Origin of the sequence: Burkholderia sp. SRS-W-2-2016 (assembly GCF_001931485.1) — a bacterium.
Taxonomy (GTDB): Bacteria; Pseudomonadota; Gammaproteobacteria; order Burkholderiales; family Burkholderiaceae; genus Paraburkholderia.
Window position 1 is genome coordinate 1 of sequence record NZ_MSDV01000050.1, and the last position, 12634, is coordinate 12634.

General features: G+C 66.4%; 12 protein-coding genes. 9 read left to right on the forward strand and 3 right to left on the reverse strand.

Annotation, left to right across the window (positions count from 1 at the left end; all coding sequences use genetic code 11):
• Nucleotides 1-157 precede the first annotated feature (157 nt).
• Together ettA and BTH42_RS21340 are read left to right on the forward strand one after the other, a co-directional pair.
• Nucleotides 158-1822 (forward strand): energy-dependent translational throttle protein EttA, encoded by a 1665-nt coding sequence (gene ettA, locus BTH42_RS21335; protein WP_075303098.1) that lies wholly within the window; start codon nucleotides 158-160, stop codon nucleotides 1820-1822.
• A gap of 253 nt (nucleotides 1823-2075) precedes the next feature.
• Nucleotides 2076-3194: a DUF748 domain-containing protein gene (locus BTH42_RS21340; RefSeq protein ID WP_075303100.1), complete on the forward strand. Its 1119-nt coding sequence runs from the start codon at nucleotides 2076-2078 to the stop codon at nucleotides 3192-3194.
• Between the two features lie 100 nt (nucleotides 3195-3294).
• Here the strand turns inward: BTH42_RS21340 and BTH42_RS21345 are convergent, their stop codons facing one another.
• Genes BTH42_RS21345 through BTH42_RS21355 form a run of 3 tightly spaced genes read right to left on the reverse strand, consistent with a single transcriptional unit; the run spans nucleotide 3295 to nucleotide 6068 of the window.
• A complete protein-coding gene (locus BTH42_RS21345) occupies nucleotides 3295-3918 on the reverse strand; it encodes an HAD family hydrolase (protein ID WP_075303102.1) in 624 nt (207 codons plus the stop codon).
• 49 nt (nucleotides 3919-3967) lie between these two features.
• A complete protein-coding gene (locus BTH42_RS21350; protein ID WP_075303104.1) occupies nucleotides 3968-5782 on the reverse strand; it encodes an aminopeptidase P family protein in 1815 nt (604 codons plus the stop codon).
• Between the two features lie 19 nt (nucleotides 5783-5801).
• Nucleotides 5802-6068, reverse strand: a complete 267-nt coding sequence (locus BTH42_RS21355) for a hypothetical protein (RefSeq protein ID WP_075303120.1) — start codon at nucleotides 6066-6068, stop codon at nucleotides 5802-5804.
• 216 nt (nucleotides 6069-6284) lie between these two features.
• Here BTH42_RS21355 and BTH42_RS21360 point away from each other — a divergent pair, with 216 nt between their 5' ends.
• The 7 genes from BTH42_RS21360 (at nucleotide 6285) to BTH42_RS21390 (ending at nucleotide 12528) form a co-directional block, all read left to right on the forward strand.
• The gene (locus tag BTH42_RS21360) at nucleotides 6285-6995 is read left to right on the forward strand and encodes a response regulator transcription factor (RefSeq protein ID WP_075303136.1); all 711 of its coding nucleotides are present in this window, start codon (nucleotides 6285-6287) and stop codon (nucleotides 6993-6995) included.
• A 79-nt stretch (nucleotides 6996-7074) separates the two neighbouring features.
• Nucleotides 7075-8361 carry a glutamyl-tRNA reductase gene (gene hemA, locus BTH42_RS21365; protein WP_075303139.1) on the forward strand — a complete coding sequence of 429 codons (1287 nt, stop codon included), beginning with the start codon at nucleotides 7075-7077 and terminating at the stop codon, nucleotides 8359-8361.
• A gap of 135 nt (nucleotides 8362-8496) precedes the next feature.
• Nucleotides 8497-9579: a peptide chain release factor 1 gene (gene prfA / locus BTH42_RS21370; RefSeq protein ID WP_075303142.1), complete on the forward strand. Its 1083-nt coding sequence runs from the start codon at nucleotides 8497-8499 to the stop codon at nucleotides 9577-9579.
• 60 nt (nucleotides 9580-9639) lie between these two features.
• Complete coding sequence (gene prmC, locus BTH42_RS21375) at nucleotides 9640-10527, forward strand: peptide chain release factor N(5)-glutamine methyltransferase (protein WP_075303144.1); 888 nt, start codon at nucleotides 9640-9642, stop codon at nucleotides 10525-10527.
• A 146-nt stretch (nucleotides 10528-10673) separates the two neighbouring features.
• Entirely contained in the window at nucleotides 10674-10985 is a 312-nt protein-coding gene (gene grxD, locus BTH42_RS21380; protein WP_075303146.1) for a Grx4 family monothiol glutaredoxin, read from the forward strand.
• 43 nt (nucleotides 10986-11028) lie between these two features.
• Nucleotides 11029-11631 carry a UbiX family flavin prenyltransferase gene (locus tag BTH42_RS21385; protein WP_178392211.1) on the forward strand — a complete coding sequence of 201 codons (603 nt, stop codon included), beginning with the start codon at nucleotides 11029-11031 and terminating at the stop codon, nucleotides 11629-11631.
• 111 nt (nucleotides 11632-11742) lie between these two features.
• Entirely contained in the window at nucleotides 11743-12528 is a 786-nt protein-coding gene (locus BTH42_RS21390) for a class III extradiol ring-cleavage dioxygenase (protein ID WP_075303149.1), read from the forward strand.
• Nucleotides 12529-12634: the final 106 nt, after the last annotated feature.

The following is a 12634-nucleotide window of genomic DNA, read 5'->3' on the forward strand; positions in this document are numbered from 1 at the left end:
CACCTGAACCACCGCCGCGCGCGCGAACGTCGTCGAAATCCGCTGCCGCGCCGGCCGGCGCCGGGCACTCAGCCCGGCCCTGACACACCGATTACCCATTCACCCCCGACTGCCCGCCCGCACGCGGCCGGCGTCGTCAACGTCTACTGCAAGCAAAATGGCCCAATACGTTTTCACCATGAACCGGGTCGGCAAAATCGTGCCGCCCAAGCGCCAGATCCTCAAGGACATCTCGCTGTCGTTCTTCCCCGGCGCGAAGATCGGTCTGCTCGGCCTGAACGGCTCGGGCAAATCGACGCTGATCCGCATCATGGCCGGTGTGGATACCGAGATCGAAGGCGAAGCCACGCCGATGCCGAACCTGAACATCGGCTATCTGCCGCAGGAACCGCAGCTCGATCCGCAAAAGACCGTGCGTGAAGCGGTCGAAGAAGGTCTCGGCGACGTGTTCAACGCGCAGAAAAAGCTCGACGAAATCTACGCGGCCTACGCGGAGCCGGACGCCGACTTCGACGCGCTCGCCGCCGAACAGGCGAAGTACGAAGCGATCCTCGCGACCTCGGACGGCAGCGCCGAGCAGCAGATCGAAATCGCCGCCGACGCGCTGCGTCTGCCGGCGTGGGACGCGAAGATCGAGCATCTGTCGGGCGGTGAAAAGCGCCGCGTCGCGCTGTGCAAGCTGCTGCTGCAAAAGCCCGACATGCTGCTGCTCGACGAGCCGACCAACCACCTCGACGCGGAATCGGTCGAGTGGCTCGAACAGTTCCTCACGCGCTTTCCGGGCACCGTCGTCGCGGTCACCCACGATCGCTACTTCCTCGACAACGCCGCCGAGTGGATTCTCGAACTCGACCGCGGTCACGGCATTCCGTGGAAGGGCAACTACAGCAGCTGGCTCGATCAGAAGGAAGAGCGCCTGAAGCAGGAAGAGGCGTCGGAATCGGCGCGCCAGAAGGCGATCAAGAAGGAACTCGAGTGGGTGCGCCAGAACCCGAAGGGCCGTCAGGCGAAGTCGAAGGCGCGTATCGCCCGCTTCGAGGAACTGAACAGCCAGGACTACCAGAAGCGCAACGAAACCCAGGAAATCTTCATTCCGGTCGGCGACCGCCTCGGCAATGAAGTGATCGAGTTCAAGAACGTCAGCAAGTCGTACGGCGACCGGATGCTGCTCGATGATGTCAGCTTCAAGATTCCGGCCGGCGCGATCGTCGGCATCATCGGCCCGAACGGCGCCGGTAAGTCGACGCTGTTCCGCATGCTGACCGGCCGCGAACAGCCGGATTCGGGCGAAATCGTGCAGGGCCCGACCGTCAAGCTCGCTTACGTGGACCAGAGCCGCGAAGCGCTTGCCGCGAACAAGACCGTGTTCGAGGAAATCTCCGGCGGCGCCGACGTGCTGACGGTCGGCAGATACGAAACGCCGTCGCGCGCGTACATCGGCCGCTTCAACTTCAAGGGCGGCGACCAGCAGAAGATCGTCGGCAATCTGTCGGGCGGTGAGCGCGGCCGTCTGCATCTGGCGAAGACGCTGATCGCCGGCGGCAACGTGCTGCTGCTCGACGAACCGTCGAACGACCTCGACGTCGAAACGCTGCGCGCGCTCGAAGACGCGCTGCTCGAATTCGCCGGCTCGGTGCTGGTGATCTCGCACGATCGCTGGTTCCTCGACCGGATCGCGACGCACATCCTCGCGTTCGAAGGCGACTCGCAAGTCACCTTCTTCGACGGCAACTATCAGGAATACGAAGCCGACAAGCGTGCGCGTCTGGGCGAGGAAGGCGCGCGGCCGAAGCGTCTGCGCTACAAGCCGATCTCGCGCTAAGCGCGTTAAGCGCTTGATGCGCGCCGCTGTCCGTGTCGCTTTATCACGGCGCAGCGGCGGGGCATGCGCGTTGCTTGTCCGGGGCGTCGTGTGATTGGGGAATTCACGCGGCGCGCTGGTGGCGGCCGGTGCAATGCCGGCGTGCCTATGCGAAGAAAAATACGCGAAGAAAAATGCGGGACACGCGCGCGCGGCCGCGCACCGATAAGCCGGTCATCAGCACACCGCCCGACGCGGTGACGAGGAGACAAGCATGGCGTTGTCGAGGGGCAGGCGCTGGATCGTCGTCGTGGGCGGCACGTTGCTGGCGCTCGTTCTGCTCGCCATCGGCGCGCTGCAATTCGCACAACAGGAAATCAAGGATCGCGTCACCGCCGCACTCGGCCCGCTGGGCAGCGCGGAAAGTATCGACGTCGGCCTCACCTCGCTGCATCTGTCCCACGTTCTGCTGAAAGCGCCGCCCGGCTGGCCGGCCGGCGAGCCGCTACGCGCGGACGAAATCATCATCACGCCCGATGTGCGCGCGCTGCTCGTGCGGCGCATCCATATCCGCGAAGTCGTGGTGCGCGGCTTCGATCTCGCGGTACTGCGCAAACAGGACGGCTCGCTGAATCTGCTGCCGAATCTGCGCCAGTCGGTGAACCGCGCCGATCAGCCGAACGGCGCGACGCCGGCGGTGCCGAGCGAAAAGCAGGTCGACCGGATCCGCTTCGAGCACGGCAACTTCCACTTCTACGACCTGACCGTCGGGCCACCCGCGTTCAGGATCACGGTCAGCAACGCGAACGCGACCGTCGACAATCTGCATCTGCCGTCGCTCGCCGAGCCGACCAATGTCAGCGTCAGCGGCTCGATCAAGGGACCGGCGCATACCGGCACGGTCAGCTTCGACGGCTGGATCAAGATCGCGAGCCGCGATTCGCAGACCATCAGCAAACTGCATGGCGTCGACATCGTGACGCTCGATCCGTATCTGCTGAAAAAGGCCGGCACCCGCGCGCAGGTGACCGGCGGCACGGTCGATCTGACGATCGAATCGACGGTGCGCAACTACCACCTGCACGCGCCCGGCACGGTGACGGTCCACAATCTGCAGCTGGCCGAATCGGGCAACCCGCTCGAAACGTTCATGTCGATTCCGACCCACGCCGCGGTCGCCGCGCTGAAGAAGCGCGACGGCGACATCACGCTGCATTTCGTGCTGGATGGCGATTTGCGCGATCCGAAGTTCTCGGTGCGCGAAGGGATCCTCGCGCGCATCGGCGCGGGGTTCGCGCAGGCGCTCGGGGTCAGTGTGGAAGGGGTCGCGAAGGGCGCCGGCGAGACCGTCAAGGGACTCGGCAATGCGTTGAAGAATCTGTTGGGGCAGTAGCGGCGCGCGCGGCTCGTTGACTGCGAGGAAGCCGCGCGGGGCGCTGAGAGTGTTGCGAGCACAGTGAGCGACGCGCGCGGCGCCGCCCCGCTTACACCGCTTACACCGGCAAGCCCAACTCGCGCAGTCGCGCCGCCGTGTGTTCCGCGCTGGTGTGATGCACGCCGTGCCAGCCGAGCGCCGTTGCGGCCTCGGCGTTCTTCCGGTTGTCGTCGATAAAGACGAGCTCGGCAGGCTCGAGACCCGGCATCTGCAACTCGATGAGCCGGCGCATCTCCGCGAAGATCGCCGGGTCCGGCTTCACCAGCTTCACCCGCCCCGACACGACGATGTCGCGAAAGCGCCGCAGCACCGGATAGTGCTCCCACGCATACGGGAAAGTCTCGGCCGACCAGTTGGTGAGGCCGAAGAGCGGCACGTGGGCTGCTTCGAGCTGTTCCATCAGCGCGACGCCGTCCTGCAACACGCCGGCCACCATCTCGTGCCAGCGCTCGTAGAACGCGCGGATCAGGTGCGCGTGATCGGGAAACTTCGCGATCAGCTCTCCGGTGCCTTCGGCGATCGGCTGGCCGCCGTCCTGGCGGATCACCCAGTCCATCGAACACACGTGCGTCAGAAACCAGCGGCGCTCGGTTTCATCGGGAATCAGCTGGCGGTACAGATAGTCAGGATTCCAGTCGATCAGCACACCACCGAAGTCGAACACCACTGCCTTGATTGCCATGCGCTCTCCGTCCGCTTTCCGTTAATCCGCGAGGGTCGCCCCGCTACGCTCAAATCGGCTGCGTGCGCAACTCGAGCCACGCTTTCGCGTCGCCGCTCACATGCGGCGACAGCCGCGTGCGCACGGTCTCGTGATACGCGTTGAGCCACGCGCGCTCGTCGTCGCGCAGCAGCGACAGCTCGATGCAGCGCGTGTCGATCGGGCACAGCGTCAGCGTCTCGAACTTGAGGAAATCGCCGAACTCGGTTTTCTCCGCCGCGACGTTCAGCACGAGATTCTCGATCCGCACGCCCCACTTGCCCGGCCGGTACAGACCCGGTTCGTTCGACGTGATCATCCCCTCCTCCATCGCGGTCCACGGTTCGGCCGGCGCGTAGTGCGAGATCACCTGCGGGCCTTCGTGCACGTTCAGGAAGTAGCCGACCCCGTGACCGGTGCCGTGGCCGTAGTCGGCGCCCGCCTGCCAGATCGGCGCGCGCGCGATCGCATCGAGCATCGGCGAGCGGATGCCGCGCGGAAACTGCGCGCGCGACAACGCGATCATCCCCTTCAGCACGACCGTGAAATCGCGCCGCTGCGCGTCGCTCGGCGTGCCGACCGGCACGACCCGGGTGATGTCGGTGGTGCCGGTCAGGTACTGGCCGCCGGAGTCGATCAGCAGCAGCCCGTTGCCCTCGATCACCGCGTGCGACTCGTCGGTCGCGCGGTAATGCGGCATCGCGCCGTTGCCGTTGAAGCCGGCGATCGTCGCGAAGCTCAGCGACACGAAACCGGGACGGCGCGCGCGGGCGGCCGTCAGACGTTCGTCGATGGTCAGCTCGGTGATCCGCTCGCGGCCCAGCGCGGCTTCGAACCACGCGAAGAATTCGGCGAGCGCCGCGCCGTCCTGCTCCATCGTCGCGCGAACGTGCGCGGCGTCGGCGGCGCTCTTGCACGACTTCAGGAAGGTCGACGGATTGACCGACTCGACCAGCTTGACCGTCGACGGCACCGCCTGCAGCAGGCCATAAGTAATCCGGCGCGGGTCGATCAGCAGCGTGCTGCCGGCCGGCAGCGCGGCGAGCGCGTCGGCGGCCTTTGCGTACGGCTCGATGTGGATGCCGTCGCGCGCAAGCACGTTGGCCAGGCCCGGCGACACCTTGCCGTCGGCGATGAACAGCGACACGCGATCCACCCCGATCAGCGCATGCGCGACGAACACCGGGTTGTAGCTGACGTCGGCGCCGCGCAGATTGAGCAGCCATGCGAGGTCGTCGAGCGTCGAGATGAAGTGCGCTTGCGCGCCCTTGTCGGCCATCGCGCGACGCACCTGCGCGAGCTTCTCCGCGCGCGCGAGCCCCGCTTGCGGCTCGGCATGCTCGAACACCGCGTCGGCGGGCAGCGCGGGGCGCTGCGCCCAGATCGCGTCGAACAGATCGACGTCGGTGCGCAGCTGCACGCCGTGCGCGCCGAGCGTCGCGCTCAACGCACGCGCCGCCGCGACGCCGAGCACGGCGCCATCGACCCCGACCGTGCCGCCCTGCGCGACGTTGCGCGCGAGCCATTCGAAATGCGGGGTGGTCTGCTGGCCGCCGGTCATCTTCATCAACGCGACGCCAGTGCCGGCCAATTGCGCGCTGGCCTGCTCCCAATAGCGGCTGTCGGTCCACACGCCGGCGAAATCGGCGCTGACGATCAACGTGCCGGCCGAGCCGGTAAAGCCCGACAGCCACTGGCGACCCTGCCAGCGCCCCGGCAGATACTCGGACAGATGCGGATCGGCGGACGGCACCAGATAGGCGGCGATGCCTTCGCGCGCCATCGCGGCGCGCAGGCTCGCTAGACGCTCGGGAATGGAGGAGGTTTCGGGGAGTCGGGCGTTCATGGGGTTACCTGCAAAGAATTCATCGACGGATGGCGCGGCGCGAGCCGAGGCCGACCGTCACGGCGACGGCGATCAGCGCGACGGCGGTGCACACCGGCCATTCGAGCAGGTCGCCATCATGGAACAGACCGGTCACGTTGCCGGCCATGCGCGCGACACTCGCGCCGAGCACGCCGGCGACGAGCGCAAGCCACCAGCGGGCGCGGCTCGCCCGGCGCAACGGATGCAGCCACCAGCCGGCCAGACCGATCGCGACACCGAGCACGAGAATGCCTGGCCAGCCCATCAGCGACGACTCTCGCAACGTGACCACAGCAAAATCGGATTCGTCTCATAGGCGAAGGAAGCCGCCACAGCTAGCATTTTTGCCTCATTAACTATACAAGTTCAGCACGGCGCTTTCCGCGTAGCGGTTGAGTTTAGGGGTCGGGAGTGTGCTTAGGCAAGCTGAAAGGCTTACGGCAAAGCCATCCCCCGCTCATTGCCAGGCTGACGCAGAGCCATGCGCATCGCCCTCATTGAACCAGACGTGCTGCATGCCAAATTAGTCGACCGGCTGATTTTTGCCGGCGGCCACATCTGCCAGCACTTCACCACCAGCGCCAAATTCCTGCAGCGCGCCGCGGACGAATTTTTCGATCTGCTGATCACCGAAAGCTGGGCCGGCGACCATTGCGCCGAAGACGTGATCCCGCGCGCGCGCTCCATTCTGCCTGGGCTGCCCGTCATGATGCTGATCGCGGACCCGCGCGAGAGTCAGATCGTCGCCGCGCTGCACGCCGGCGCGGACGACTGCCTGAGCAAACCGGTGCGCGGCCCCGAAATGCTGGCCCGGGTCGAGGCGCTGCAGCGTCGCGCGGGGCTGCGGCGGCCCGCCAACCGGCGCCGCGACGTGATCGGCGGGTATACATTCGACGCCGCGAACTTCGAGGTGAGCTTCCGCGATCTCACGGTAATCCTGACGCCGAAGGAATTCCGCCTCGCGCTGCTGCTGTTCAACAACCTCGCGCGCCCGGTGTCGCGTGCGCACATCCTCGAAACCGTGTGGTCGCGTCGCCGCGACGTAAAGTCACGCACCATCGACACCCATGCGTCGCGGGTACGCAGCAAGCTACAACTGCGCCCGGAGCTTGGCTACACGCTGACGCCGGTCTATGGTTACGGTTATCAGCTCGACCCGATTCCGTTGGAAAGCCTGACCGGCGCGATCTGACACATGCCGGGTATGCGGCGTGCCGGATGTGAAAATCGTGAAAACGCTATAATATCGGCCTGAACGATAGCCCCACACCATGCAGCTTCTAACGATCGGAATCAACCACCACACTGCGCCTGTCGCCCTGCGCGAACGCGTGGCGTTTCCGCTCGAACAGATCAAGCCCGCACTGGACACGTTCAAGGGCATCTGGCTGGGCCGGATGGCCCCGAATGCGCCGGAAGCGGCGATTCTCTCCACCTGCAACCGCACCGAGCTCTACTGCGCGACCGACGACCTCGCGGCGCGCGAGGCCGCGCTGCAGTGGCTATCCCGGTACCACAACCTCCCGATCGACGAACTCGCGCCGCACGTGTACGCGCTGCCGCAATCCGAAGCGGTGCGCCATGCGTTCCGGGTCGCGTCGGGTCTCGATTCGATGGTGCTCGGCGAAACCCAGATCGTCGGACAGATGAAGGACGCGGTGCGCACCGCATCCGAGGCCGGCGCGCTCGGCACCTATCTGAACCAGCTGTTCCAGCGCACCTTCGCGGTCGCGAAGGAAGTGCGCAGCACCACCGAAATCGGCGCGCAGTCGGTGTCGATGGCCGCCGCCGCGGTGCGCCTCGCGCAGCGCATCTTCGACAAGATCGCGAACCAGCGCGTGCTGTTCATCGGCGCCGGCGAAATGATCGAACTGTGCGCGACCCACTTCGCCGCGCAGCGGCCGCGCGAGCTGGTGGTCGCCAATCGCACCGCCGAGCGCGGCCAGCGGCTCGCCGAGCGCTTCAACGGGCGGGCCATTCCGCTGTCGGAACTGCCGGCTCGCATGCACGAATTCGACATCATCGTGTCCTGTACCGCGTCCACGTTGCCGATCATCGGCCTCGGCGCGGTCGAGCGCGCGGTGAAAGCGCGCCGCCATCGGCCGATCTTCATGGTCGACCTCGCGGTGCCGCGCGATATCGAACCCGAAGCCGGCCAGCTCGAAGACGTGTTCCTGTACACCGTCGACGACCTCGGCGCGATCGTCCGCGAAGGCAATGCGTCGCGTCAGGCCGCGGTCGCGCAGGCCGAAGCGATCATCGAAACGCGCGTGCAGAACTTCATGCAGTGGCTCGACGCGCGCAGCATCGTGCCGGTGATCCGCCACATGCACACGCAGGCCGACGCGCTGCGCCGCACCGAAGTCGAACGCGCGCAGAAGATGCTCGCGCGCGGCGAAGATCCAGCGGCGGTGCTCGAAGCGCTGTCGCAATCGCTCACCAACAAGCTGATCCACGGTCCGACGCACGCGCTCAATCGCGCGAGCAGCGACAACCGCGACAAGCTGATCGAGCTGATGAGCGGTTTCTACAAACACTCCGGTTCCTCGGAGCGTTAGCGGCGCCCTTTGCGCCGCCGCGTCTGCGCCGCGTTTGCGTCGTCCCCGGCGTAGCTCGCAGTCCCTGCTTCCATCCCGGGCCCTCGCCCGTTCCCCTGGCCGCATCCTTTCCGGAGTCCGCTCCGCTACCGCCCGATGAAAACGAGCATGCAACGCAAGCTCGACCAGCTGACCACCCGGCTGGCCGAACTGAACGACCTGTTGAGCCGCGAGGACATCACGTCGAATCTCGATCAATACCGCAAGCTCACGCGCGAACACGCGGAGCTCGGCCCGGTCGTCGAGCAGTACGGACTCTGGCGTCAGGTGCAGAACGACGCGGCGACCGCGCAGGAGCTGCTGTCGGACGCGTCGATGCGCGATTTCGCCGAAGAGGAAATCCGCGCGGCGCGTGAACGGATGGAGACGCTCGGCGTCGAGCTGCAGAAAATGCTGCTGCCGAAAGACCCGAACGACGATCGCAACATCTACCTCGAAATCCGCGCGGGCACCGGCGGCGACGAATCCGCGCTGTTCGCGGGCGATCTGCTGCGCATGTATCTGCGCTATGCGGAGCGCAATCGCTGGCAGGTCGAGATGATGTCGGCGAGCGAGTCGGACCTCGGCGGCTATCGTGAAGTGATCGTGCGGATCGCCGGCGATGCCGCGTATTCGAAGCTCAAGTTCGAGTCGGGCGGTCATCGCGTGCAGCGCGTGCCGGCCACCGAAACGCAGGGCCGCATCCACACGTCGGCCTGCACGGTCGCGGTGATGCCGGAAGCGGACGAGATCGGCGAGGTCGAGATCAATCCGGCCGATTTGCGCATCGACACGTTCCGCGCGTCGGGCGCCGGCGGTCAGCACATCAACAAGACCGACTCTGCGGTGCGGGTTACGCACTTGCCGACCGGGATCGTCGTCGAATGTCAGGACGACCGCTCGCAGCACAAGAACAAGGACCGCGCGCTGAAGGTGCTGGCCGCGCGCATCAAGGACAAGCAGGCGCACGAGCAGCAGGCGAAGGAAGCGGCGACGCGCAAGAACCTGATCGGCTCGGGCGACCGCTCCGAGCGGATCCGCACCTACAATTTCCCGCAGGGGCGGCTTACCGATCACCGGATCAATCTGACGCTGTACCGGCTCGACGCGCTGATGGACGGCGATCTCGATGAGTTGATCGCGGCGCTCGTCAGCGAGCATCAGGCGGAGTTGCTGGCGTCGCTGGGCGACGCGGATTAACGAGGGTGAAGCGGTTGGCGCCGCTGATGCCCGTGATGCCCTGATCTCCCTGTTTCCCAAATGACCGACGCCCCTCCGGCCCCGCTCGATCCCTCCGCTCAGCCCGCGACGGCCGACGCGCTGTTGCGCGCGTCCCCGCTGCCGCCGCTCGAAGCGCGGATTCTGCTCACGCACGTGCTCGGCTGGCGCCGCACGCAGCTGATCACGCGCGGCGACGAGCCGCTCGAAGCTGCGAACGTCGAGCGTTATCGCGCGCTCGAAGCGCGGCGGGTAGCGGGCGAACCGGTTGCGCAGCTGGTCGGTGCGCGCGAGTTTTTCGGCCTCGAGTTCGAAGTGACGCCGCACGTACTGATTCCGCGCCCCGAAACCGAACTGCTGGTCGAGACCGTGCTCACGGCGCTAGAAAACCGGCCGCGGCCGCGCGTGCTCGATCTCGGCACCGGCACCGGCGCGATCGCGGTGGCGCTCGCGTCGATGCGGCCCGACGCGCAGGTCTGGGCGCTCGACCGTTCGGCCGACGCGCTCGCGGTCGCCGCACGCAACGGCGCGCGTCTGCTCGACGCGAAGCGCCCCGGCGGCGCCGTGACGTTTTTGCAGAGCGACTGGTACGACTCGCTCGACGCCTCCCTCCGCTTCGACGCGATCGTCAGCAATCCGCCGTATATCGCCAGCGGCGACCCGCATCTGCTCGAAGGCGATCTGCGCTTCGAGCCGCGCGGCGCGCTCACCGACGAAGCGGACGGCCTCAGCGCGATCCGCGCGATCGTCGCGGGCGCCCCTGCGCGTCTGGCCGCCGGCGGCGCATTGTGGATCGAGCACGGCTACGACCAGGCCGAGGCGGTGCGCGCGTTACTCAGCGCGGGCGGCTTTGCGCAGGTCCGCTCGGAGCGCGACCTGGCCGGCATCGAGCGCATCAGCGGCGGCGTACTGGGCGACGGCGCGGCGTAAGCCTGCGCGCACGCCAGCGCCGCCCTGCCACGCGCGCCTCGATCAGCCCTGGCAGAAACCCCGCTACCAGAAGCGACTCCGGCCGCGCGTAGCGAAATCCGCTATCATTTCAGCCTATTCCCTACACATACCGGAACCGCAAGGTCATGGACACGCAAGAACGCATCAAGCAAATCGTCGACGGCAACAACGTCGTCCTCTTCATGAAGGGCAACGCCCAGTTCCCGATGTGCGGCTTCTCCGGCCGCGCGATCCAGATCCTCAAAGCATGCGGCGTCGGTGAAATCAAGACCGTCAACGTGCTCGAAGACGACGAAATCCGTCAGGGCATCAAGGTCTTCTCGAACTGGCCGACGATTCCGCAGCTGTACGTGAAGGGCGAATTTATCGGCGGCTCGGACATCATGATGGAGATGTACGAATCGGGCGAACTGCAGCAGCTGTTCGCCGCGGCCTGAGCGCCCCGCTTCGCTCAATTCGCTTCATAAGGCGCCGCCAGCCATGCTGCAAACCCGCGCTGCGGCGCCCCGCCGGCTGATCGTCGCGATCACCGGCGCCACCGGCGCCATCTACGGCGTCCGGCTGCTCGAGACGCTGCGCCGGCTGGGCGGCGTCGAGAGCCATCTGCTGGTCTCCGGCGCAGGCTGGCTCAACATCCAGCACGAACTCCAGTTGGGCAAGGAAGACGTACACGCGCTCGCCGATGTCGTTCATTCGGTGCGCGACGTCGGCGCGAGCATCGCGTCCGGCTCGTTCGCGACGGACGGGATGATCATCGCGCCGTGCTCGATGAAGACGCTCGCGAGCGTCGCCCACGGTTTCGCCGACAACCTGATCACCCGCGCCGCCGACGTCACACTGAAGGAACGCCGCCGCCTCGTGCTGCTGGTGCGCGAAACGCCGTTCAACCTCGCGCATCTGCGCAATATGACGGCCGTCACCGAAATGGGCGGCGTGATTTTTCCGCCGCTGCCCGCGTTCTATAACCAACCGCAATCGATCGACGAAATGGTCGATCACACGGTCGCGCGGGTGCTCGATCTGTTCGCGCTCGGACCGGCGCTGTCGCCGGGCTGGCAAGGCTTGCGCGGCGCGCCCGATTAACAATACGGGCGACGCAATCAAATCCGTTCCCGGTCATTTATGAAATAGCCGGGCGGACCTATATTCGTAGCAACTCAATTCCACGCCGCGTCCGCCGGCCGCGTTGCTACCATGAACCGCTTACCCGCCCTCTTCCTGTCCCACGGCGCACCGACGCTGCCGATCGATCCGTCGATGCCGTCCGCCGAATTCGGCTCGCTGTCCACGCAGCTGCCGCGTCCCGAAGCGATCCTGATGCTGTCGGCCCACTGGTGCACGACGCAGCCCGTCGCCAGCATAGCGACGGCGCCTGAGACGATCCACGACTTCTACGGCTTTCCGCGCCAGCTCTACGAGATCCAGTACCCGGCGCCGGGTGCGCCGGACGTCGCGCACCGCGCCGCCGCGCTGCTCGGCGCGAACGGCATCGCCGCGGGCGTCGAGCCGCACGGTCTCGACCACGGCGCGTGGGTGCCGATGCTGCTGATGTTTCCGCAAGCCGACGTGCCGGTCGCGCAACTGTCGATTCAGCCGTACGAGGACGCCGCGCATCATTTCCGCATCGGCCGCGCGTTGCGCGCGCTGAAGGACGAAGGCGTGATGGTGATCGGCTCGGGCCAGATCACCCATAACCTGCGCGCCGCCGATTTCTCCGCGCGCCCCGAAGACGCCGATCCGCGCGTCAGCGAGTTCACCGACTGGTTCGAGCAGAAGCTGGCCGCGCGCGACATCGACGCATTGCTCGACTATCGCCGTCAGGCGCCGCACGCGGTGCTGATGCATCCGACCGACGAGCATCTGCTGCCGGTGTTCGCCGCGCTCGGCGCCGCGGACGACGACTACACGCTCGGCATCCAGTCGCTGGGCACGTTCCAGCGCTCGCTGGCGATGACGAACTACGTGTTCGGCAGCGCCTGATCAACTCGCCTGCATTCCGGAAGCGCCAACAAAAAAGCCCGCCTGACGAAACGTCAGGCGGGCTTTTTTATCAGGGCCCGCAACCACCGCGGCCCCTACTTCAGAT

Excerpts from the sequence above, each read along its gene's own strand:
- BTH42_RS21340 (WP_075303100.1), top strand. The coding sequence starts at position 2,076 with ATGGCGTTGTCGAGGGGCAGGCGCTGGATCGTCGTCGTGGGCGGCACG.
- ettA (WP_075303098.1), top strand. The coding sequence starts at position 158 with ATGGCCCAATACGTTTTCACCATGAACCGGGTCGGCAAAATCGTGCCG.
- BTH42_RS21355 (WP_075303120.1), bottom strand. The coding sequence starts at position 6,068 with ATGGGCTGGCCAGGCATTCTCGTGCTCGGTGTCGCGATCGGTCTGGCC.
- prmC (WP_075303144.1), top strand. The coding sequence starts at position 9,640 with ATGACCGACGCCCCTCCGGCCCCGCTCGATCCCTCCGCTCAGCCCGCG.
- hemA (WP_075303139.1), top strand. The coding sequence starts at position 7,075 with ATGCAGCTTCTAACGATCGGAATCAACCACCACACTGCGCCTGTCGCC.
- BTH42_RS21345 (WP_075303102.1), bottom strand. The coding sequence starts at position 3,918 with ATGGCAATCAAGGCAGTGGTGTTCGACTTCGGTGGTGTGCTGATCGAC.
- grxD (WP_075303146.1), top strand. The coding sequence starts at position 10,674 with ATGGACACGCAAGAACGCATCAAGCAAATCGTCGACGGCAACAACGTC.
- prfA (WP_075303142.1), top strand. The coding sequence starts at position 8,497 with ATGAAAACGAGCATGCAACGCAAGCTCGACCAGCTGACCACCCGGCTG.
- BTH42_RS21360 (WP_075303136.1), top strand. The coding sequence starts at position 6,285 with ATGCGCATCGCCCTCATTGAACCAGACGTGCTGCATGCCAAATTAGTC.
- BTH42_RS21350 (WP_075303104.1), bottom strand. The coding sequence starts at position 5,782 with ATGAACGCCCGACTCCCCGAAACCTCCTCCATTCCCGAGCGTCTAGCG.
- BTH42_RS21385 (WP_178392211.1), top strand. The coding sequence starts at position 11,029 with ATGCTGCAAACCCGCGCTGCGGCGCCCCGCCGGCTGATCGTCGCGATC.
- BTH42_RS21390 (WP_075303149.1), top strand. The coding sequence starts at position 11,743 with ATGAACCGCTTACCCGCCCTCTTCCTGTCCCACGGCGCACCGACGCTG.